The sequence below is a fragment of the Arsukibacterium perlucidum DSM 18276 genome, assembly GCF_000382165.1.
Classification (GTDB): Bacteria; Pseudomonadota; Gammaproteobacteria; order Enterobacterales; family Alteromonadaceae; genus Alishewanella; species Alishewanella perlucidum.
Window position 1 is genome coordinate 1 of sequence record NZ_KB907722.1, and the last position, 21,158, is coordinate 21,158.

Genomic DNA, 21,158 nt, shown 5'->3' on the forward strand with positions numbered 1-21,158 from the left:
TTTTTCAAAAGCTTTACCGTGAATTCCACGGCCAAGCTGGGTAATGGTTAGCTTGTTCTGATGCACTGCACTTTTCACACAGGCTTCAAGCGCCTGTCGGCGCTGGCTGTGCATATTGGGCGTGACGGCTTTCACAAAACGGGTTAGCATTTGCAGAACATTCATGGCGTGTCCTTGATAGGTTTGTTTGGCGATAGATCTGATCACCGAACGCCATGAATGTTCCTTCTGAATTCATCTTTTTGTTTTAGCTAACAATTTTGTGGGGATACCTCAGGGTCAGAGTGATTTTATCTGTTTTATAAAATAACCCTAATTGCGGCTTAATACGCTAAGCTACAGCAAACAGCTGGTAAGAGGTAGCGTATGGCAACGTTGATGCAGTTAATCAGTAAAAACCCGGTGAGTGTGTCACCTGATGATAGTCTGACGGTTGTAAAAGGAATTTTCGACAATGTAAAGTTTCACCACGTACTGGTGGTGGAACAGGGTATCTTGCTGGGTGTTATTTCTGACCGTGATCTGTTTAAAGCGCTCAGTCCGAACATTGGCACGGCCGCAGAAACCAGCCGCGATTTAGCGACTTTAAAGAAAAAGGTACATCAGGTGATGCGGCGCAAGCCGGTAACGCTGCGCGAACATGCCAAGGTAATGGATGCGATTCATGTTTTTAATACCCAAGGGGTGTCGTGTATTCCGGTGGTAAACAGTGCTAACCAGCCGCTGGGCATTTTAAGCTGGCGCGATATTATTAAGGCGTTGGACCGCACAGATTCACATAAGCAACCCACGTCCTGAGCTAATGCAATAAAAAGGGTAGTTTGATCTGACGCAAGGCTGGCTATAGAAAGCCAGAGGCCGGTAATAACCAAGCCCCTGGCTGCGTAGCAGGTGTTAGCTGTTGTAACTGATATGCTGATGGAAACGCACGGTCAAATCTTGTTTTTCAGGGTTAACAGCAAGCTTTTCTGCAAAGCTGCGCAGCGCAGCCTCTACCTGATTCATAAAGCGGCCATAACCGGTTTCGGTCATGTCATCGTTGCCGGCAACAATTAAAATATGCACGGCTTCTACCAGATTATCGCCCTGCCAGTCACTGATAAACTGTGGTGCATTATTGGCAGGGTCGAAACCAAGCAATTGTAACTCTGCGGTAGTTTCTGGTTTATCAAATTTACTGTTACGGATCAGTGGGGTTAAGCCGTTGCCAATAATAGCCACCCGGTTTAAGTCTTTAGCCAGCACCGCGGCTTTAAGCTGCTGCTCCAACTGCTGATAAAGCGGGCTGTAATCCAGGCTATCGTTGGCAACGAAGCGTTGCTTCAGCTCGCGGCTAAGCGGCAAGGTAAGGTGGGCATAAGTTAAGGCGCTATGCTCTGGCAGGCTTAGCTGCCGGGTAGCATAACGGCCGGCAATAGCCCGCAACTTATAGCCATAGCTCTCACGGTTACCTTTGTTTTTTGCCAGCAGATCGTAGGATAAATGCTGATGGTCCCGAATTTTAATTTTCAGACCCTGCACCGGCAGTTGTGGCTGTAATTGTTGTAACAATTGCAACACCCTGCTATGGAAATCGGCGGCGTTAGCCCGGATGTCGGTACCGGTAGCTAGGAATAGTAAGCGGATTTTCCGGGCCTGATAGCCGCTCTGGCTAAACAGGTTTTGTGCTTCGTGGTATGCCGGATTGTAAAAAAACAAAATTTGCTCAGCGGTCTGAAATACGTGTGCTTCGGTATGGAAGCGCACTACAGGCAGTTTGTCAGTGGCAATTAAATGCACATTATGTAAGTTAAGGCTGTCGGCCAGGGTAAACAGTTGCTGGCTTAGTTGCTGATAACAAACTTTCTCGTTGCTGTAATGCTGATAAAGCTCCGGGGTGGCTTTAATTTCAGCCAGAATATACTGGTTCGATTTAGCGCTGGCCGGAAGATAAACTTTATGTTGCGTGCTGATAGGCATGAAAACTCCTGTTATGTCTGCTGCGCGCATTATACCCTGTTGCGCGCTTTTTCGCCGCGGCTTAACCGTAAATTTAGTGATATATTCTGCTGATTTTTGCTGCAGATCAAGCTCGGTCAATGGCTGTGACAACGCCAGAGGCAGTAACAGCCGGGCAGTGTGCTACAGCACCCCAGGATTGAGCTGCCAGATACTGAAGTTAAGCACCGCCGCAAAGCTAACCCACAACAGATAAGGCACCAGCAGCAGGCCGGCAATTTTGTTTTGACGCCAGAAACACAGCGCGGTAACAATAATCAGCGGCAGCAACAACATTATGCTAGCGAAAGCCAGTACACCCTGATACCAGGCGAAAAAAAGCCAACTCCATAATGCATTTACCACCAGCTGGCTGAAGTAAAGCCAAAGTGCGGTTTTACTTTGTTTGCTGCTGCGCCAAACCAACCACGCCGCAACGGCCATCATGGTATAAAGCAGGGTCCACACCGGGCCAAATAACCAGGAAGGTGGTGCAAAGGCGGGTAACTGTAGCTCGCGATAGAAGCTGGCAGCGTTTATTGACCCCAGTGCACCAATACCGGCAGCCAGATAGGTCAGTGCCAGCAATGTTAGTAGCATCAGTGCCTGGCGTAACAGTATTGTCAGATGCATAACAGTTTAATTCCCATAATATGATTGCCAAATGTACGGCATCCCTACAGTTTAGATCAGCGTTAGCTTGACAGGCTAATCGGTGATCGAAATTTTACGCTTTGCTGGCAGCTTGTTGGCAGAGTTGGCGTAGTACCTGTAAGGCGCTGCTGTTTTGGTTGCGGCCATGCGCTAATACCAGAGTGCGTTCAAGTTGTAACCCTTGGATTGGCTTGAGGCTTACGTCGGTGCGCTGGCGCAGGCTGTCCAGGTCGGGCACCAGGGCGCAACCGACGCCAGCTGACACCAGGCCGAGCGCGTACTCAATGGTTTGAATGTCGGCGCGGATGTCTGGCCGGATTTCTCGGCGCAGCAGCTCCGGATAAAAGGCGGCCCAGGCATCGCAGGGCATGCGTTTAATCAGCGGTAAGTTAGCAAAGTCTTCCAGGGCGATTTGCTGCTGCAGGCTGAGCGGCCAGGCCGGGGGCAGTGCTAATAAGTAGCGGTCATGCCAAAGTGGTTGTAGTACTTCGCCGGTTTTAAGTTGTTGCGGGGTAATAATGCGCGCGTCACAAGGCTCATCCGGCTCAACTAAATGCAGCTCGAGGCCGTCTACCTGCTGGCTGAATTCACGCAGTAGAGCACTCATTCGTTCAACTCCAAGTGCTTTAATTAAGCCCAGCCGGAACTGGACCCGGTTAACCGGGGTCCGGAATGAAGCTTTTAATGATTGCAGCTGGCTAAGCAGCTTGCCGGCGTGGTCATATAGCTTATCGCCATCCTCCGTTGGAGTTACTCCTTTGGGTAAGCGGATAAATAACTTGACGCCCAGCTCCAGCTCTAACTGCCTTAAGGCGGCAGACAGCGACGGCTGGGCAACACAACACTGGCGCGCCGCGGCGCTGACACTGCCTTGCTCATACACGGCAACAAAGTAACTAAGCTGGCGAATATCCATAGGAACAAACTATACCAGATACAGAATTAATATATTTTAACTTTATATCAGGCCGCAGTAGAGTGAGCAACAGGCTTTGATTTAACACTAAAGCATTTTTATCGATATTTTTATCGAACAACAGCATGAGGTAGCTATATGGCCCGCCCGGTATTTGATTGGCAAGACCCGTTTCAATTATCAGCAATGTTAAGCGAAGAAGAGCGGATGATCCGTGATACTGCTCATCAATATTGTCAGGACAAGCTGCAACCGCGGGTGCTGCTGGCTAATCGCAATGAACACTTTCACCGCGAAATTATGACCGAACTTGGTGAGCTGGGCCTGCTGGGCGCTACCTTGCCTGAGAAATATGGTTGCTCGGCGGTAAACTATGTTTGCTATGGCCTGGTAGCGCGTGAAGTAGAGCGGGTAGACAGCGGTTATCGCAGTGCCATGAGTGTGCAGTCGTCTTTAGTGATGCATCCTATTCATGAATATGGCACTGAAGCGCAGCGCCAGAAATACCTGCCAAAACTGGCCACCGGCGAATGGGTAGGCTGTTTTGGCTTAACCGAGCCTGATGCCGGATCGGACCCCGCCAGCATGCGCACTGTGGCGAAAAAAACCGCCAATGGCTATCTGCTAAATGGTAGCAAGATGTGGATCACCAATTCGCCAATTGCTGACGTGTTTGTGGTGTGGGCTAAGTTAGATGGTGAAATTCGCGGTTTTGTGCTGGAAAAAGGCATGAAAGGCTTAAGCGCGCCGAAAATTGATGGCAAATTCTCATTGCGGGCATCGATTACCGGCGAAATTGTGATGGATAACGTCGAAGTGCCGGAAGATGCAATTTTCCCTGAAGTTCGCGGTTTAAAAGGCCCTTTTGGCTGCTTAAATAAAGCGCGCTATGGTATCGCCTGGGGGGCATTAGGTGCTGCCGAGTTCTGCTGGCATGCCGCCCGCCAGTATACGCTGGACCGCACCCAATTCGGCCGGCCGTTAGCGCAAACCCAGTTGGTGCAGAAAAAACTGGCCGATATGCAAACTGAGATCAGTATTGGTTTGCTGGGCTGTTTGCAGGCAGGTCGTTTAATGGATGCCGGCTTGTTAGCGCCGGAGACTATCTCGCTGATTAAGCGCAATTCCTGCGGCAAGGCGCTGGATATTGCCCGCCAGGCCCGCGATATGCACGGTGGCAATGGTATTGCAGATGAATATCATGTAATCCGCCACGTGATGAATTTAGAGGCGGTGAACACCTACGAAGGCACCCATGATGTGCATGCGCTGATCCTCGGGCGTGCCCAAACCGGCTTGCAGGCGTTCAGTTAACCATGGCCGAACCTTTACACCCATGGCTGAGCCAATTTCTGCAACAGATTGACAGCAGCAGCCTGGCGCCAGCCAGCAGTTTGCAGCAGGGGCTGAGTGACAGCGAGCTTTACCGGCTATGGCATAGCCAGCTAAGCAGCCGCCTGCTGGATTTGCAGTCGCGCTTATTACAGGCCAAAGGTCAGAGCTTTTACACCATTGGCAGCGCCGGCCATGAAGGTAATGCCGCGGTGGCGGCAGCGCTGCGCTTAACTGATCCGGCGTTTTTACACTATCGCAGTGGTGCCTTTTTTATTGAGCGCAGCAAGCAGTTGCCGGGTAGTACGGCACTGTACGACATGCTGTTGTCGTTTTGTGCCTCCAGCGATGATCCTATCTCTGGTGGCCGGCATAAGGTGCTGGGCAGCCTGGCGCTGAATATTCCGCCGCAAACCAGTACCATCGCCTCGCAAATACCCAAAGCGGTAGGTGCGGCTTTTGCCATTGATTTAAGTAAGCGGCTGGGCCAGAGCGGCAATTGGCCGCATGATGCAATAGTAATGTGCAGCTTTGGCGATGCTTCGGCCAACCATTCAACAGCGCAGGGCGCAATTAACGCAGCCTGTTGGGCGGCGTATCAGCATGTGCCGATCCCGATGCTATTTGTTTGTGAGGATAACGGCCTGGGTATTTCCACCCCGACGCCGCAGGGCTGGATAGAGCAAAGCCTGGCCGACCGGCCTGAGCTGCGTTACTTTGCTGCCGATGGCCGCGATTTAGCCCAGACCTACGCGGTGGCGCGCAAAGCGGCGCATTATGTCCGGACAAAACGCCGGCCGGCGCTGTTGCATTTATCTACCGTAAGATTATTTGGCCATGCCGGTGCTGATACTGAAACAGCTTATCGCAGTAAGAACCTGATTAACGCCGAGCTCGAGCTCGACCCCATCCTGGCCAGTACTGCCAGCATGCTGGCGCGCGGTATTTTAAGCCGGCCCCAGTTATATAGCGTGGTATCGGAGTTAGCCAGCCAGATCAGCCGGGTGGCCAATGTCGCCAGCAGCCGGCCAAAATTGCAAACGGCAGCAGAGGTGATGGCCGCGATAGCACCAGTGCGGCCGGCGCTGCCGGCACCGCCGTTGCCGCCTGCTGCAATTCGTAGTGCCTTATTTGAGTTTGATAAACACAACCTGGGCAAGCCGCAGCACCTGGCTAAGTTACTGAACTGGACCCTGCACGACTTATTTTCCCAATACAGCAATACCGTGCTTTTTGGTGAAGATGTTGCCAAAAAAGGCGGTGTTTACGGCGTATCGCAGCATTTAATTCAGGCCTTTGGTGGCAACCGGGTGATTAATACCTTACTGGATGAGCAAAGCATTCTGGGCATGGCCATCGGTCTGGCCCAGCAGGGCTTTTTGCCGATCGCGGAAATTCAGTTTCTGGCTTATGTGCATAATGCCGAAGATCAGATCCGGGGTGAAGCGGCAACGCTGCCGTTTTTCTCGAATGGCCAATACCACAATGCGATGGTAATAAGAATTGCCGGCCTGGCCTATCAGCGCGGTTTTGGTGGCCATTTTCACAATGATAATTCATTTGCGGTATTCAGGGATATTCCGGGCATTATAGTGCTGTGCCCGTCTAACGGTGCCGATGCGGCGCTGCTGTTACGCCAGGCGGTGCAGCTGGCTTATGAGCAAAAACGGCTGGTAATATTTTTAGAGCCGATAGCTTTATATATGACCCGCGACTTGCTGGCCCCCGGTGATGGCCGCTGGCTTACGGATTACCCGCTACCCGATTCGCCAATCCCGGCATTAGGTCAGCCGGCCGTGTTTAATCAGGTGCCTGACCAAGAGCCTGCTGTAACGCCACAGCTGACCATTATCAGTTACGGCAATGGCTACTACTTAAGCCGCCAGGCCGCGGCTGAGCTGGAACACGCAGGTTACTCGTTACGGCTGCTGGATTTACGCTGTCTGGTACCGCTGCATATTGATGCTATTGTCGCGGCATTGGCAGATTGCTCTCAGGTGTTGATTGTCGATGAATGCCGCAGGCGTGGCTCGCTTAGCGAAGAGCTGTTTACCGCCTTGCATGAGGCGCGGCCTGGCTATTATCAGCTAAGCCGGATCACCGCAGAGGATAGTTTTATTCCATTGGGGGCCGCAGCTTATGCGGTGTTGCCGTCGAAACAGCAGATTATTGAAAAAGTGCAGCAGCTGCTAAATAAAGAAACCGCAAAATGAGCGACAGAAGTCTATGAGCCAGAGAAAAACCGCTGTGGTAGTGTGTCCGGGCCGGGGTAGCTATAACCGGCCGGAGTTGGGCTATATCAATCAACACCTGCCGGCTGACAGCCCATTCCGGCAGCAGCTGAGCGGGTTTGATGCACTGCGCACCGAGCTGGGCTTGCCCACTGTTACTGAACTGGATACCGCCGCCAGTTTCAGCAGTGCTAAGCATGTTAAGTCCGAAAATGCTGCAGCGTTAATTTTCAGCGCTGGTTTGGCTGATTTCAGCCAGATTAACCGCGACAAGTTCGACATAGTAGCCATTACCGGCAACTCGATGGGCTGGTATACGGCGCTCGGCTGTGCCGGGGTTTGGCAGGGCCGCGATAGTATGCAGCTGGTGACCAGTATGGCGCAGCTAACCGCCGGTGCGGCTGGCGCCCAGTTTATTTACCCGCTGGTTAATAGCGACTGGCAAACAGATATTGATAAACAAAGCCGGCTGGCTGAACAGTTGTATCTGCATCAGGGCGCCTTGTTTATGTCGATCGCCTATGGTGGTTATGCCGTGCTGGCCGGTACCCAGAGTGCGGTGCAGCAGGCAATGCAGGCGCTGCCACCTTGCGATGAGCGGTTTCCGTTATTGTTACCGGGCCATGCGGCGTTTCACAGCCCGTTAATGCAGCCGGCGGCAGACCAGGCGCTGGCACGTTTTGCCGAGCCACTCTTTGCCACGCCGCAACTGCCATTAATTGATGGTCGTGGCGTGCTCTGGCCCAGCCAGCTGGCACAGCCCGGCGCATTAAAAGCTTATACCTTGGGCCAGCAGGTTTGCGATACCTTTAATTTCAGCCGGGCCATTCAGGTAGCGGTAAAAGAGTTTGCGCCAGAGCATCTGATTTTGCTGGGGCCGGGTAATGGCCTTGGCGGCGCTGTCGCCCAAAGCCTGATTGCCATTAACTGGCAGGGGCTAAGCAGCAAACAAGACTTTAGCCTCGCCCAACAAAGCGCTAGCCCATTTGTGCTGAGTATGGGCCTGCCAGAGCAACGCCAGTTGCTTATCTGAGTACTGCTTATCTGAGCAGGAACTGAGCCCTGTCGATTTTCAGCCTTGCTGGCAGACTTAGTCTGTCAGCAGCAAAACTCACCGTTAAAAGCCTGTCATTTAGCGCAATGCGCTAGTTTTCGCTTGATAACATACAGTCGTGTATGTATATTGCGGTGCTAATCTGGCCGCAGTAATCTAATGTTGTGAGCCGGAACCAACCTTCAAGTGGGAATACAGGACACACTATGCACGTTTTTAAGCCGAGGGTAATACAACTGGCCGTAGTGGCTGCTGCTATTTTAATGCTGGCTGGTTGCGCCGAGCCACCTGCAGCAGCAGGCCAAAGCCAGCCAGCGTCTGAGGTGGCAGTGGTTACCCTGAGCACCAGCACGGTTGAGCTGACCACCGAATTACCCGGCCGCACTACGGATTTTCGCCACGCTGAAATCCGGCCTCAGGTTAGCGGTATTTTACAGCAGCGACTGTTTACCGAGGGCCAATTGGTTAGCGCTGGCCAACTGCTGTATAAAATTGACCCTGCTTCCTATCAGGCTGCACTAAGCAGTGCGCAAGCGGCAGTAAATAGCGCTGAAGCGGCACAGCATAATGCCCGCTTAAAGGCGGAGCGGATTAAAGGTTTGCTGGGCAATAACGTCATTAGCCAGCAGGACGCAGACGATGCTGATGCTGCACTGATGCAGGCCGACGCGGCGGTGGCCAGCGCCGAAGCTGCGTTATTAACAGCCCAAATAAATTTAAATTATACCGATATTAAAGCGCCGATAGCCGGCCAGATTGGCCGCTCAATGGTAACAGAAGGCGCCTTACTCACCGCTAATCAGGCGCAGGGCCTGGCGACGATTCGCCAGCTCGACCCTATTTATGTCGATTTAACTCAGTCTAGTAACGAGCTGTTAAAACTGAAGCGGCAATTACGCGCCGATCAGCTGGCGGCTGAGGTTCGGGTTGAATTGCTGCTGGATGATGGCAGTAACTATGATGAGCCAGGCAGTTTGCAGTTCTCTGAAGTAAACGTCGATCCCGGCACCGGCATGGTGACGCTAAGGGCGGTTTTTCCGAATAAAAAGGGTGATTTGCTACCGGGTATGTTTGTGCGGGCCCGGCTGCACCACGGCAGCAATAGTCAGGCGCTGTTAGTACCGCAAAAAGCGGTTAGCCGCACCCCGAAAGGGGATGCCACGGTAATGCTGGTAAACAAAGAGCAGCAGGTTGAGCTGCGACCGGTAACCCTGGGCGCAAGTTATGGCCAGAGCTGGCTGGTAACCGCCGGCCTGAGCAGCGGTGAACAAGTGATTGTCGCCGGCCTGCAAAAAGTGCGGCCGGGTGCCACAGTAACCGTGGTTAGTGCGACAGACGGGGAATAAGCAATGGCGAACTTTTTTATCAGCCGGCCCATTTTTGCCTGGGTTATCGCTATTGTTATTATGCTGGCCGGTTTACTGGCGATTAAACAGCTGCCGATAGAACAATATCCACGTATTGCGCCACCAGCCATCAGTATCAGTGCTTCGTACCGTGGCGCCACGGCACAAACAGCAGAATATGCAGTAACCCAGGTAATAGAGCAGGCGATGAATGGCTTAGATAACCTGATGTATATGTCGGGAAACTCTGATTCATCCGGTAATGTCAGCCTGACTCTGACCTTTGAAACAGGCACCGATGCTGATATCGCTCAGGTACAGGTGCAAAATAAACTGCAGCAGGCGTTACCACTGTTACCGCAGGAAGTGCAGCAAAACGGGGTGCGGGTAGCGAAATCCAATGGCGGCTTCCTGATGGTGGTCGGCTTTATCTCGGAAAATGGCAGCCTTGAGCGCGATGATATTGCCGATTTTGTGGTGGCGAATATTAAAGATCCGCTAAGCCGCACCAGCGGTGTTGGTAATGTCCAGGTATTTGGCAGCCAGTACGCGATGCGGGTCTGGCTGGATGCTGACAAACTGAACCAGTATCAGTTAACCCCGGCTGATGTTACTGCGGCAATCAGGGTCCAGAATAATCAGGTAACCGCCGGCCAGTTAGGTGGTGCACCGGCTTTACCGGGCCAGCAGTACAATGCTGCTATTCTGGCCCAGACCCGGCTGACTTCGGCCGCAGAGTTTGGCCAGATTTTGCTGAAGGTAAATGCCGACGGTGCTGTGGTTAAACTAAGCGATGTGGCGCGGGTTGAGCTCGGTGGTGAAGACTACTCGGTGATAGCGCGTTACAACGGCAAAATGGCCACCGGTTTGGCGATAGAGCTGGCCACTGGTGCTAACGCGCTGGATACCGCGGCAGCAGTAAAAGCCAAACTGGCCGAGCTGGAGCCGTACTTCCCGCAAGGCTTAAGCGCAGTTATTCCTTACGACACCACGCCCTTTGTCGAAGTGTCCATCAGCTCAGTGGTGCAAACCCTGATTGAAGCCATTATTCTGGTGTTTCTGGTGATGTATCTGTTTTTGCAGAACTTCCGTGCCACGTTAATCCCCACCTTAGCGGTACCTGTGGTGCTGCTGGGTACCTTTGGCATTATGGCCGCCTTTGGTTTTACCATTAATACTCTGACCATGTTTGGGATGGTGCTGGCAATTGGCTTGCTGGTTGATGATGCCATAGTGGTGGTGGAGAACGTAGAGCGGGTAATGAGCGAAGAAGGTTTAGGCCCGGTCGAAGCGACCCGCAAATCAATGGGCCAGATCACCGGCGCACTGGTCGGTATTGGCCTGGTATTATCGGCCGTGTTTGTGCCAATGGCTTTTTTTGGTGGGGCTACCGGCGCGATTTATCAGCAGTTTTCGATAACTATTGTTACGGCGATGGCACTGTCGGTGCTGGTGGCGTTAATTTTTACCCCGGCGCTGTGCGCTACTATGCTTAAGCCCATTAAAGGTGATCATCAGGCAAAACGCGGGTTTTTCGGCTGGTTTAACCGTGGCTTTGATCGCAGCAACCAGAGTTACCAGCGCGGGGTCGCCGGTATGCTGGCGCGGCCAAAACGCTCGATGTTGATTTACGGCGTTATTGTCGCGGTGATGGCGCTGATGTTTATGCGCTTGCCTACCTCGTTTTTACCGGAAGAGGATCAGGGGGTATTTTTAACCATGGTCCAGTTGCCAACCGGCGCCAGCCAACAGCGGACCGAGGCGGTAATGGATCAGGTAGCGGCTCATTATGCTACCGAACAGGCGGTACAGTCGGTGTTTACGGTATCCGGCTTCAGCTTTGCCGGCCGCGGTCAGAATATGGGATTGGCGTTTGTGCGCCTGGCCGACTGGGACCAGCGCGGCGCGGCCGACAGTGTGCAGGCCGTAATAGGCCGGGCCTGGGGCTTTTTTGGCACAGTAAAAGAAGCGCAGATTTTTGCCTTTAACCTGCCGCCGATTGCCGAGCTGGGGCGGGCTACCGGTTTTTCGTTATTTTTACAAGACCGCGGCGGTTTAGGCCACGATGCCCTGCTGAATGCCCGCAACCAATTGCTGGGCATGGCAGCGCAACAGCAAAACCTGATCGGGGTAAGGCCCAACGGCATGGAAGATGCGCCTCAACTGCAAATTGAAGTGGATCAGTTAAAAGCCCGGGCGCTGGGCGTATCGCTAAGTGATATTAACCAGACCTTAGCAATTGGCTGGGGCTCAACTTACGTTAACGATTTTACCGATCGCGGCCGGGTGAAGAAGGTGTTTGTCCAGGCGGAGCCACAATTCCGGATGACCCCGGAAGATATCCAGCGCTGGCATGTACGTAATAGCAGCGGCGAGATGGTTAGTTTCAGCTCGTTTGCCAGCAGCGATTGGGTATATGGCCCGCAGCGGCTGGAGCGCTACAACGGCGTATCAGCAATGGAAATTCAGGGTGAGCCGGCGCCCGGCACCAGCTCGGGTGATGCGATGGCTACCATGGAGCAGTTAATCAGTCAGTTGCCGGCGGGTATTGGCTTTGAGTGGACGGCGACGTCTTATCAGGAAAAACTATCAGGCTCGCAGGCGCCGGCGCTGTATGCGTTATCTATTCTGGTGGTGTTTTTATGTCTGGCCGCCTTGTATGAAAGCTGGAGTGTGCCTTTTGCGGTGATATTAGTGGTGCCGCTGGGGATTATCGGTGCCTTAATTGCCGCTTATCTGCGGGGCATGGGTAACGATGTTTACTTTCAGGTAGGGCTGTTAACTACCATGGGCCTCGCCTCAAAAAATGCCATTTTAATTGTTGAGTTCGCCCGTGAGTTGCAAAATCAGGGCCGCGAGCTGACAGCGGCAATTCTGGAAGCAGTGCGGCTGCGCTTAAGGCCAATCATTATGACCTCGATGGCATTCTCGCTGGGGGTGTTGCCTTTGGTCATCAGCTCAGGCGCCGGTTCGGCCAGCCGCAATGCGATTGGCACCGGTGTATTGGGCGGGATGATTTCAGCTACCGTGCTGGCGGTGTTTTTAGTGCCGGTGTTTTACCTGGTGGTGATGAAGCTGTTTTCCAGAAAAACGGTTAATTAAAAAGCATACGTAAATTAAAAAGTTAGTACCTTTGCCAGCTAATCCGTTTTGCAATTGCGGTTAGCTGGCTTTTTTATGGCTGGTTTTGGGGCTCAGGCTTTTTTCAGGCCCAGCAGCATGGCGTCAATTAACTTTGGGGCATGCTGCATTAAATCGCATTGCTGTGGTTTTAATAAAAAGTGGCTGATAATGCCGCCAACATACATATGCAGCGCTACTGCCGCCAGCCTCGGACTAATACCCGGGCGAAGCATGCCGGCTTGCTCTGCCCGTTCAAAAGCGCGCTGCATTACGGCAACCGCTTCTTCATCCAGTTTATCCTGCTGGTTTACCGCCGGGTTCAGCTCATCTATATATTCACAGCGATGGAATACAATAGTCAGTACCCGGTGATGCTGGGCACTGGAAGCAATAAGGCGTAAGCCGTTGCTCATTAAGTCGTGTAACTGACTGAACGGGTCGGCAGCGGGGTTGGCATCTACCGCGGCCAGCAAATGCTGAAAGGGTAAACGGACCCGTAATAACATGGCGTTAAATAAGTCTGCTTTATTCTGGAAATGCCAGTAAATGGCGCCACGGGTTACCCCGGCAGCGGCCGCTATTTTTTCAAGCGTGGTACGTGATACACCATGCTCAAAAAACAGCAGTTCGGCGGCATCAAGTATAGCGGCGCGGGTGCTTTCTGCTTCGGCTTTTGTACGTCTGGCCATAGTTAGTAGTTAATAATTAAATGTGGTTAGTATGGTTAAAAAAATAGCATAGGCTGATACTAACAGATCAAACACGATAGCTCTAATGGCATTATCAACAGCGGTAATGGCAAACGCGGCTTGGCAGCGGTTATTTTATAACAAAATCAAAATACTGGTCGGTATACACCGGTGGTTGGTGGGTGAAGTGCCACCACTCCATGCTGTAAACTTTAAAGCCGGCCTGCAACATAATGCTTTCCAGCAATTGACGGTTGGCTTGCTGGTCACGGCTGATAGCGGGGTGGCCAACATTAGATATCGGGTCAAACATATCAAAAGGTGAGCCCATATCCAGTAGTTGCCAGTTGCCAGCTGCATCCGGCCGGGCCAGGGTTAAGTCGATAGTGCTGCCGCGGCTATGGCCGGATTTTTCGGCAATATATTCGCCAACCAGCTGATCTTTGCCCAGGTTAGGGTAATACTGCAGCTTGGTGCTGGTATCGGTTAAATCAGCAGCCCAGCGCATAAAGTGGTTTACCGCCCGCTGTGGCCGGTAGCAATCAAAAATCCACAGGGTCAGGCCTTTGGCCGCGGCTGCTTGTTGGGCTTTTACCAGGGCGTTAGCGGCATTCTGCTGTAAATAACACTTATTAGCCTGATAACCATCAACCTGACTGCCAACAAAATTATCACTGCCCAGGTAAGCCATATGAATTTGGGCATCAGGCAGCAGAGATGCAACATCAGTAAAATCAGCAGGGACGGCATTTAGCTGCTGCACGGGTTCGGTTGCTGCCAGCAAAGGGCTGACAAGGGTTTGCAAAGCAAACAATGTTATTAAGGCTGTTTTCATATCATCAGTACTCCGGCAATAACGAAACTGAGCAATGCAATGGCACCACAAACCAGGGCATAGGGCAGCTGGGTTTTTACATGTTCCAGCAAGTCACAGCCGGCGGCCACAGAGCTGACCGCAGTACTGTCTGAGATAGGCGAGCAGTGATCGCCAAACACGCCACCACTTAAAATAGCGGCCAGCACAAGCTGCGGCGGCAAGCCCAGTAAGGTGACCATCGGCATGCCGATAGGAATTAGAATGGCAAAGGTGCCCCAGCTGGTGCCGGTGGTAAACGAAATTAACGCCCCGGCTAAAAACAGCAGCGCCGGGATCAGCACCTGCGGCAGGTTCTGGTCAACTATGCTGGCGATAAAAGTACCGGTACCCAGCAGTTTTAAACTGGAGCCCAGCGCCAGCGATAACAACACTATGGTGACCAACGGTAACAGTTCACTGATCCCCTTAAAGCCAATATCGACCAGTTGCTGGTGAGCAAAGCGGCGGCTCAGCAGCATCATGGCGTATACCACCACGCACGACAGCGCCGTGGCATACAGCACTGATTTAGAACCCGAACCCTGCACCAGCTGGCCATTGCCGGTTAACAGCATAAAGCCGAGCATGGCCGCTACCAGGGTAACCAGCGGCACTAACATATAGGACGGGTGGCTGGGTGGTGTTTCAATTTCGCTATGGTGAGACAGGGTATGCAGCTGTTGCTCTGATTTACGCATCGGCCCGTACACCTTGCCACTGATGATGGTATACAGCACCACCACTAACGTTATCAGCGCATAGAAATTCAAAGGAATAGTGCCAATTAAAATAGCTACCGGGCTTTGGGGTAAATCGTAGGTGCTAAGCAGCCCCAGAATATAAGCGCCCCAGCCATTCAGTAAAATAATAATGCAAATCGGCGCACTGGTACTGTCGATAATATAGGCCAGCCGGGCCCGGCTCATTTTAAATTTATCGAACAGGCCGCGCGAGCTGATACCGGCGGTAAGTGAGCTTAAGTTAGATTCAATAAAGGTCACGCTACTGATGAAAAACGTCAGTAAACCAGCCTGGCGGCCATTGCGGGCAATGCCTTTATTCACCAGCATCGCCACCGTAGCCGACACCCCGCCGGAATAACGCATATAAGCCAGTAAGCCACCTACCAGCAACGAGAACATTAAAATGCGGGAATTATCGGCGTCACCAGTAACGGCAATAATCCGCTCCAGAGTTTGAATACTGCCATCCAGCAATAAACCTGCACCAAAGCTCTGGCCGTTTTGCAGAAAAATCAGCAACTCCGAGGTACATAGTGATAACAGCAACGCCAGTATCACTTCTTTGCGCCATAGTACTACGGCAATGGCGACGACCGCCGGAAGTAGGGTTAACCAGTCTGCCACCATAGGCTCCTTTTTATTGTTGTTCTTGCCATGCTTGGTAACTAAAAACGATTTAGCTCAAGCCTTTACTTTTATACAGCTATCAGCAGCAGCGGGCAAGCCGGCTACTGGCGTTTTAGCGGTTTTCTGCTTTACTTAGTGGGCTCTAAACTAAGTCACTCTGACTTAAATTTTCTTAACCTGAAGCTTGCCCTCGTGGTCTGGTATGCCGTTAGCCGGTGAAATGCAGCATCAGTACCATGGAGGTTAGTTATGCGTTTTCTTAAATATGCTGTAGTAGGGTTGCTGTTTTGTAGTTTTCTGGTAGAGGCTGCTTTGGTCCGCGGCGCTGGCCGTGGCTCAGAAACCGCCACCAGTCCGCAAAGTTATGGTTTGCATGATAACAGCTATTTTAATGACAGCTATCTGCTGGCCGGCGCCCCGGCCATTAACCGGGTTAGCTTTACCAGCGGTGAGTTACCGCTATTAGCGGTACCGCGGGACTGCTGGCTGATATTGCCTTTTGATTCTTTTCCACCGCCGGAGTTCTGGCAGGAAGACCCTTGTTATTATCAGTTTGAACTGGGCGAACAGCTGGATTTTGAAAGCGCCTTAATTTGGGATTTCCCGGCGGCATTTGCTGCGGAATTCAGCTGGACCTTGCGCCAGGGCGAGCAAAGCTGGGCGTTTTCCAGTTTACGCGAGAATGACTTTAACCCGGCTGCCGCAATGCCGGATGACTTGCTGCCTGGTGAATACTGGCTGACTTTTAGCAGTACCTTTTATTCCGGCCCGGACAGTGATTTTTATTATCGCAATAATCGCGATGAATGTTATCCAGTGTTTCTGGATGACGGTGATGAAAATTGCTATTACTACACTGGCAACCGCTCTGACGTGCTGAGCTTTAGTTCGCCTTCTGAACAGGTATTTATTCTGGAGCAAAGGGCAGTGCAGGTGCCGCTGCCGTCTACTTTGAGTTTATTTACCGGGCTAGGGTTGCTGCTGTTTGCCCGGCGCAAGTTGTTTAGCGCGCGCCAGCGCTAACTGGCGTTGCTCGCTTATAGCGTTATCCAGTTGCTGGCGCAGTGGCGCCAGCTGCTCTTTTGGAATAGTGTCAAAAATAGGATCGTCAAAAGTCCACCATTCGCGCCAGCCATAGGCCAACGCCAGTTGAAGCTGTTGTATTGCCAGCTTATTATCACCTTGCAAAGCAGCCAGTCGCGCCGCAAGATGATTAAGATAGCTGTCTCTTAGCTCGCTTTGCATGGCGTCATCCAATCGTTGCTGGCATTGAACCAGCAGCTTATCAGCTTGCTGAGTTTGGTCTTGTTGTTGCAAAGCCCAGGCTATTTCAATGGCCGGACTGCACATGGGCATACTGTAAAGTTCATTATCGCTAAAACTCCGGTAGCTCTGAAAGAGCAGATTAATTGCCTCTGACTGTTCACCTCGCAACATTTGGTATAATGCCGCCTCGAATTTTAACCAAGTGTCATCTGGGCTTGCAGCTAACTCAAATTCCATTTCTGCAAAAAGTGTTTGAGAATCACCAACACGTAGTAAATAGTTGGAACGATATGTGGAGTTGGTAGCCAGTTCCGGCTCCAGCTCACTCAGATTTAGAGTTAGCAGTAAGCCGCGGTAATTTTGTGGATAGTAACTGTTGTCTGGTGATAATTGCCAGGCCTGATGCCAGTGATGCAAACTGTCGGCCAATTGGCCCTGATGAAATGCGTTTAACGCCAGGCCGGCATAACCCGTTGGTGACGTCGGAAAGTCCTGCACTAACTGATTAAAACTACTTAGTGCCTCAGCAAACTGGCCTCTGATAGCCTGTTCATAACCACGGTTATATTGTATGGCGACTGATACCGGATCCAGCTGATAAGCCCGTTCCAGAGCTTCTAACGCTTGATCATAGCGGCCTGAGCGTTTAAGTGTCAGGTATTGCCACATATGGGCGATGGCCAGGTTGGGGTTAAGCTGGATTGCGATAGCAAAGTTACTAAGCGCCTGCTCCTCCTGTTGCAACATATCAAATAACCTGCCTTTAACTGCATAAGCTTCAGCCAGTTGTGGTGCCCGGGCAATCGCTTTATCCAGATATTCCATACCAAGGGTCGTTGCTATCTCAGTTTTTATGATGCCAAACTCTTTGCTGCTATCAGCCAGCAATAATAAGGCATCAGCCAGGCCAACATAGGCCAGGGCATATTCCGGGTCCTGACCGATGGCTTGTTCAAATAAACTACGGGCCTGCTGCATTGCTTCACTGGTTTGCAGCCGGTATTGCTCACGGGCTTTTAAGTAACTTAAATAAGCATCGGCACTGTCGGTGCTGGCATTGGCTGATAAATCCTGCAGGGTGCTGCCCGGTGCCAGGCTGGCCTGCAAGGCATTGGCGACCGAGCGCGCCACTTCGGTTTCCAGTGCAAAGATATCGGTTAGCTCACGTTGTAACTGCTGGCTCCATAAGGTTTGGCCGCTCTGGCCATCGAGCAGCTGCAGCCGGATCTGCAATTGCTGGCCCTCGCGGCTGATGCTGCCGGTAAGTAAGGTAGCAACCTGCAGCCGGCTGGCAATTTGTGGCAAGCTTAATTGCTGACGACTTAATACCTGACCAGAACTGGCCGCGGCGACGATCAGGCCAGGGCTGCGACCGAGCTGGCTGCTGATTTCCTCAGCCAGGCTATTTGCCAGTAAATCCAGCTCAGGTTCTTTTTCAGCTAAGGCGCGCTCAGGGCTGTTTGCAAGCTCAGGGCTGTTTTCCGGTGGATTTTCAGTCGGGGCTAACTGAGTAAACGGCAGCACCGCTATCGAGTTCGCTGCCAGCACATTTAGCGGTTCTGGCTTGGCGGCGGGCCGGCTGGCAAGATAGTACTGATAACCCAGCAATGCGCAGCCGCTGCTGAGCAGCACTAACATAATAAGCTGTTTAGCACCGAACGTGGCCGGTAGCTGGCCATCGACATCTGCTATGGCCTGCAGCCGGCCATCCTGATACTGATAAAACCAGGCCAGATACAGCAGCAATGGCAGCGCTGCAAACAGGCTGATAGCCACAATATTGCCCACCACCGGCGGTAGCTGTAATAGCTGGCTGACTACCGCCACAACCTGCAGTGCCAGCCAGACAATCACGAGGTAGGGCAGGATGGTGCTAAGCACCCTTCGGCGGCGAAGTTGCTGGTAAAACTGGCTGAGCTTAAACAATCCGGAACATCCCTGCTGTTGGGCGATTAAAAAGGCAATGATGATAAGCTTAGCCTGAATTTGACCAGTATGCTGAGCGTTGCCGGCTGTGTTAAGGTTAGTGTATGTAGCCAACACCGCTACAGCTTCAAATTGGCCGGGTATATACCCAAAATCATTGAAGTTGCAGGTAGGCGGCCAGTGAGTGAAACCCCATGAGCATAGCTGTCTATGTGATTGGGGTGAGAGAGCGCAGCCAACACTGCTGCAGCCTCAAGGATAACGGGTATAGAGGGTGCTATGTTAAAGCAATTATCATTATGGTTAGCGTTGAGTACCGTACTGCCGGGGTTGGCAACCGCTGCAGATTATGCAAAATTTACCGTGCCGGGTCTGGCCAAGGGCCAGCTAAGCCATAGCGATATTGCGCCGCTGATTGCCTATTATCAGCAACAGGACTGGCTTGAAGTGACCGAGCTGGGCCGCTCAGTCGAGCAAAGGCCGATATACTTAATTAAAATTGGCAATGGCGAGCGCAAAGTGCTGGCCTGGTCACAAATGCATGGTGATGAACCGACGGCCACTGCCGCAATTTTTGATTTACTGGCAGTGCTTGACGCCCGCCAGCAACAACAAGCGGCAACCGGTGATGGCGGCCCGGCCTGGCTGGATAACGTTAGTTTGTATCTGATCCCGATGCTGAACCCCGATGGTGCCGAGCGCAAAAGCCGCTTTAATGCCCTGGGAATTGACGTTAATCGCGATGCCCTGGCGCTGCAAACGCCGGAAGGTCAGCTGTTAATGCAGGCTGCAAAGCAAATTAAGCCGCATTATGGTTTTAATCTGCACGACCAGAACCGCTACCATGCGGCGGGTGAAAACAAAAAGCCAGCTACGATCTCGTTGCTGGCACCCGCATATAACGAAGCGCGCGAGATAAACCCCAGCCGGCATGCTGCTATGCAATTAGTCAGTGCGGTAAAACCGCTGCTGGATAAGGTGTTGCCAGAGCAGCTGGGACGTTACGATGACAGCTATTCAATCCGCTCTTTTGGCGACACCTTCTCAAAAATGGGGATCAGCACAGTCCTGGTGGAATCGGGTGGTCAGTATAATGACCCGTTCAGGCAGCAGGCCCGGCAGATAAATGTGCAATTGTATTTAAGCTGGTTAGAGATGATTAGTAATGGCAGTTACCGCGATTATGATTTAAGCGGCTACAACAGCATTCCGATGAATACCAGCGGCGGCATGAAAGATTTAATTATCAGTAATATCAGCCTGCCAAAGCTTGATGGCAGTGGTGTGCTGGCGCGGGTAGATTTAGCCTTTACCGCCGGCGGTAATGGCCGGGGCCAGGTGGTGCTGGATGAAATTGGCGATGCCAGTATTTATGGTGGTTATCACAGCCTGGATGCCAGTGGCATGCACTACAACGCCGGTAAGGTGTATCCGTTAACCGGGCCGCTTAGTTTAAGCGCTGAAAAATACCTGCAGTTGCTGGCCGAAGGTTACAGCCATTTTACTGGTAAAGCCGGTTTATTAAGCAATAACTCCGGCTTGCCGGTGGCAATAAACCCGCGTGGCGTGAATACGCTCTGGCCGCAGCGCAGTATGACCACTACTTTTCTGCTAACTAAAGATAACGCGGTGCAACTGGCGGTAGTGGATGGCCGGCTGATCAGACTGGCCGATGCCAGTCTGCTTGATGCCTTTAGTGGCAACTAAACCTGTACTGCTGCGCCAGCCGCTGATTTAGTCTGTGCGGCCCTGCAGCCGCTGTTGCCAGGTAAGCAGTGCAGCCAGCAACTTGCGGACATTAGCCTGAATTTTGTCATCGGTTAAGTCGCCGTCGGTATCAAAAGCGCCGCTAAAGGAATTAGCAAACACCTCTGGCTGATTCAGCGGGTGCAAATTAAGATAAACACAGACCTGGCGCAAATGATACTGAGCCCGGCTGGAACCCATACCCGCAGCTGAGCCCATAATGGCTACCGGTTTGCCGCTTAATAAGTGATTGTCGGGTTCACGTGAGGCCCAGTCCAGCGCGTTTTTTAGTGCGGGCGCCATTGAATAGTTGTATTCCGGACACGCCAGTAACAGCGCATCGGCTGCAGCCAGCTGTTGCAGCAGGGTTTCTACTGCCGGCGGTTTGGCAACCAGGTCGGCATTATAAAACGGCACGTCGATTAAATCTGCCAGATGTATTTTCATGCCATCCGGGCTATTAGCCATGGCGTAACGGACCAGGCCACGGTTAGTGGATTTCGCCCGCAGGCTGCCACAAATGGCCAGTACATTAATACTCATGTTACCTCCTGATTGTTAAAAACCATTTTATTGTAGTTCATTTGGGTGGCGGTTTATGGTTAAGTTCAGCACCGGTAAAGTTGGCAATCGCATAATGCGCGATATACTTCAGCCTGGAATACCGCCAAG

At 52.1% G+C, this 21,158-nt stretch carries 16 protein-coding genes; 8 read left to right on the forward strand and 8 right to left on the reverse strand.

Annotated elements, in window-relative coordinates; all coding sequences use genetic code 11:
* Positions 1-366 precede the first annotated feature (366 nt).
* Positions 367-798: a CBS domain-containing protein gene (locus H141_RS0114430; protein WP_019676990.1), complete on the forward strand. Its 432-nt coding sequence runs from the start codon at positions 367-369 to the stop codon at positions 796-798.
* Between the two features lie 96 nt (positions 799-894).
* Here H141_RS0114430 and H141_RS0114435 read toward each other — a convergent pair whose 3' ends face one another.
* The 3 genes from H141_RS0114435 to H141_RS0114445 form a co-directional block, all read right to left on the reverse strand.
* Entirely contained in the window at positions 895-1,959 is a 1,065-nt protein-coding gene (locus H141_RS0114435) for a DUF3083 family protein (protein ID WP_026349486.1), read from the reverse strand.
* Positions 1,960-2,121: 162 nt separating this feature from the next.
* Complete coding sequence (locus tag H141_RS0114440) at positions 2,122-2,610, reverse strand: TspO/MBR family protein (protein WP_019676992.1); 489 nt, start codon at positions 2,608-2,610, stop codon at positions 2,122-2,124.
* 94 nt (positions 2,611-2,704) lie between these two features.
* Complete coding sequence (locus H141_RS0114445; RefSeq protein ID WP_019676993.1) at positions 2,705-3,547, reverse strand: LysR family transcriptional regulator; 843 nt, start codon at positions 3,545-3,547, stop codon at positions 2,705-2,707.
* Between the two features lie 138 nt (positions 3,548-3,685).
* Here H141_RS0114445 and H141_RS0114450 point away from each other — a divergent pair, with 138 nt between their 5' ends.
* The 5 genes from H141_RS0114450 to H141_RS0114470 all read left to right on the forward strand — a co-directional run bounded on the left by H141_RS0114450 (position 3,686) and on the right by H141_RS0114470 (position 12,612).
* Positions 3,686-4,861 carry an acyl-CoA dehydrogenase gene (locus tag H141_RS0114450; protein WP_019676994.1) on the forward strand — a complete coding sequence of 392 codons (1,176 nt, stop codon included), beginning with the start codon at positions 3,686-3,688 and terminating at the stop codon, positions 4,859-4,861.
* Between the two features lie 2 nt (positions 4,862-4,863).
* Complete coding sequence (locus H141_RS0114455; RefSeq protein ID WP_019676995.1) at positions 4,864-7,092, forward strand: dehydrogenase E1 component subunit alpha/beta; 2,229 nt, start codon at positions 4,864-4,866, stop codon at positions 7,090-7,092.
* A 13-nt stretch (positions 7,093-7,105) separates the two neighbouring features.
* A complete protein-coding gene (locus tag H141_RS0114460; RefSeq protein WP_019676996.1) occupies positions 7,106-8,143 on the forward strand; it encodes a malonyl CoA-ACP transacylase in 1,038 nt (345 codons plus the stop codon).
* A 227-nt stretch (positions 8,144-8,370) separates the two neighbouring features.
* Complete coding sequence (locus H141_RS0114465) at positions 8,371-9,510, forward strand: efflux RND transporter periplasmic adaptor subunit (protein ID WP_019676997.1); 1,140 nt, start codon at positions 8,371-8,373, stop codon at positions 9,508-9,510.
* Positions 9,511-9,513: 3 nt separating this feature from the next.
* Complete coding sequence (locus tag H141_RS0114470) at positions 9,514-12,612, forward strand: efflux RND transporter permease subunit (RefSeq protein ID WP_019676998.1); 3,099 nt, start codon at positions 9,514-9,516, stop codon at positions 12,610-12,612.
* Between the two features lie 92 nt (positions 12,613-12,704).
* On the opposite strand, the gene H141_RS0114475 is transcribed toward H141_RS0114470, so the two are convergent.
* From H141_RS0114475 to H141_RS0114485, 3 genes are all read right to left on the reverse strand, one after another.
* Positions 12,705-13,322 carry a TetR family transcriptional regulator gene (locus tag H141_RS0114475; RefSeq protein ID WP_019676999.1) on the reverse strand — a complete coding sequence of 206 codons (618 nt, stop codon included), beginning with the start codon at positions 13,320-13,322 and terminating at the stop codon, positions 12,705-12,707.
* A 130-nt stretch (positions 13,323-13,452) separates the two neighbouring features.
* A complete protein-coding gene (locus H141_RS0114480) occupies positions 13,453-14,157 on the reverse strand; it encodes a M15 family metallopeptidase (protein WP_019677000.1) in 705 nt (234 codons plus the stop codon).
* Positions 14,154-15,548: a Na+/H+ antiporter NhaC family protein gene (locus H141_RS0114485; RefSeq protein ID WP_019677001.1), complete on the reverse strand. Its 1,395-nt coding sequence runs from the start codon at positions 15,546-15,548 to the stop codon at positions 14,154-14,156. Before H141_RS0114485 ends, H141_RS0114480 begins: the two co-directional genes overlap by 4 nt.
* A gap of 249 nt (positions 15,549-15,797) precedes the next feature.
* Between H141_RS0114485 and H141_RS0114490 the strand changes: the two genes are divergently transcribed.
* Positions 15,798-16,571 carry a hypothetical protein gene (locus H141_RS0114490; RefSeq protein ID WP_019677002.1) on the forward strand — a complete coding sequence of 258 codons (774 nt, stop codon included), beginning with the start codon at positions 15,798-15,800 and terminating at the stop codon, positions 16,569-16,571.
* On the opposite strand, the gene H141_RS0114495 is transcribed toward H141_RS0114490, so the two are convergent.
* On the reverse strand, positions 16,518-18,857 hold the full coding sequence (locus H141_RS0114495) for a tetratricopeptide repeat protein (protein ID WP_019677003.1): 2,340 nt from the start codon (positions 18,855-18,857) through the stop codon (positions 16,518-16,520). The two genes, H141_RS0114490 and H141_RS0114495, sit on opposite strands and share 54 nt — an antisense overlap.
* Before the next feature lie 162 nt (positions 18,858-19,019).
* Between H141_RS0114495 and H141_RS0114500 the strand changes: the two genes are divergently transcribed.
* Positions 19,020-20,447 carry a M14 family zinc carboxypeptidase gene (locus tag H141_RS0114500; protein WP_019677004.1) on the forward strand — a complete coding sequence of 476 codons (1,428 nt, stop codon included), beginning with the start codon at positions 19,020-19,022 and terminating at the stop codon, positions 20,445-20,447.
* A 27-nt stretch (positions 20,448-20,474) separates the two neighbouring features.
* Here H141_RS0114500 and H141_RS0114505 read toward each other — a convergent pair whose 3' ends face one another.
* Positions 20,475-21,029: an NADPH-dependent FMN reductase gene (locus tag H141_RS0114505; protein WP_019677005.1), complete on the reverse strand. Its 555-nt coding sequence runs from the start codon at positions 21,027-21,029 to the stop codon at positions 20,475-20,477.
* Between the last annotated feature and the right edge of the window lie 129 nt (positions 21,030-21,158).

Excerpts from the sequence above, each read along its gene's own strand:
- H141_RS0114430 (WP_019676990.1), top strand. The coding sequence starts at position 367 with ATGGCAACGTTGATGCAGTTAATCAGTAAAAACCCGGTGAGTGTGTCA.
- H141_RS0114470 (WP_019676998.1), top strand. The coding sequence starts at position 9,514 with ATGGCGAACTTTTTTATCAGCCGGCCCATTTTTGCCTGGGTTATCGCT.
- H141_RS0114505 (WP_019677005.1), bottom strand. The coding sequence starts at position 21,029 with ATGAGTATTAATGTACTGGCCATTTGTGGCAGCCTGCGGGCGAAATCC.
- H141_RS0114455 (WP_019676995.1), top strand. The coding sequence starts at position 4,864 with ATGGCCGAACCTTTACACCCATGGCTGAGCCAATTTCTGCAACAGATT.
- H141_RS0114435 (WP_026349486.1), bottom strand. The coding sequence starts at position 1,959 with ATGCCTATCAGCACGCAACATAAAGTTTATCTTCCGGCCAGCGCTAAA.
- H141_RS0114460 (WP_019676996.1), top strand. The coding sequence starts at position 7,106 with ATGAGCCAGAGAAAAACCGCTGTGGTAGTGTGTCCGGGCCGGGGTAGC.
- H141_RS0114500 (WP_019677004.1), top strand. The coding sequence starts at position 19,020 with ATGTTAAAGCAATTATCATTATGGTTAGCGTTGAGTACCGTACTGCCG.
- H141_RS0114480 (WP_019677000.1), bottom strand. The coding sequence starts at position 14,157 with ATGAAAACAGCCTTAATAACATTGTTTGCTTTGCAAACCCTTGTCAGC.
- H141_RS0114475 (WP_019676999.1), bottom strand. The coding sequence starts at position 13,322 with ATGGCCAGACGTACAAAAGCCGAAGCAGAAAGCACCCGCGCCGCTATA.
- H141_RS0114440 (WP_019676992.1), bottom strand. The coding sequence starts at position 2,610 with ATGCATCTGACAATACTGTTACGCCAGGCACTGATGCTACTAACATTG.
- H141_RS0114445 (WP_019676993.1), bottom strand. The coding sequence starts at position 3,547 with ATGGATATTCGCCAGCTTAGTTACTTTGTTGCCGTGTATGAGCAAGGC.
- H141_RS0114490 (WP_019677002.1), top strand. The coding sequence starts at position 15,798 with ATGCGTTTTCTTAAATATGCTGTAGTAGGGTTGCTGTTTTGTAGTTTT.
- H141_RS0114485 (WP_019677001.1), bottom strand. The coding sequence starts at position 15,548 with ATGGTGGCAGACTGGTTAACCCTACTTCCGGCGGTCGTCGCCATTGCC.
- H141_RS0114465 (WP_019676997.1), top strand. The coding sequence starts at position 8,371 with ATGCACGTTTTTAAGCCGAGGGTAATACAACTGGCCGTAGTGGCTGCT.
- H141_RS0114450 (WP_019676994.1), top strand. The coding sequence starts at position 3,686 with ATGGCCCGCCCGGTATTTGATTGGCAAGACCCGTTTCAATTATCAGCA.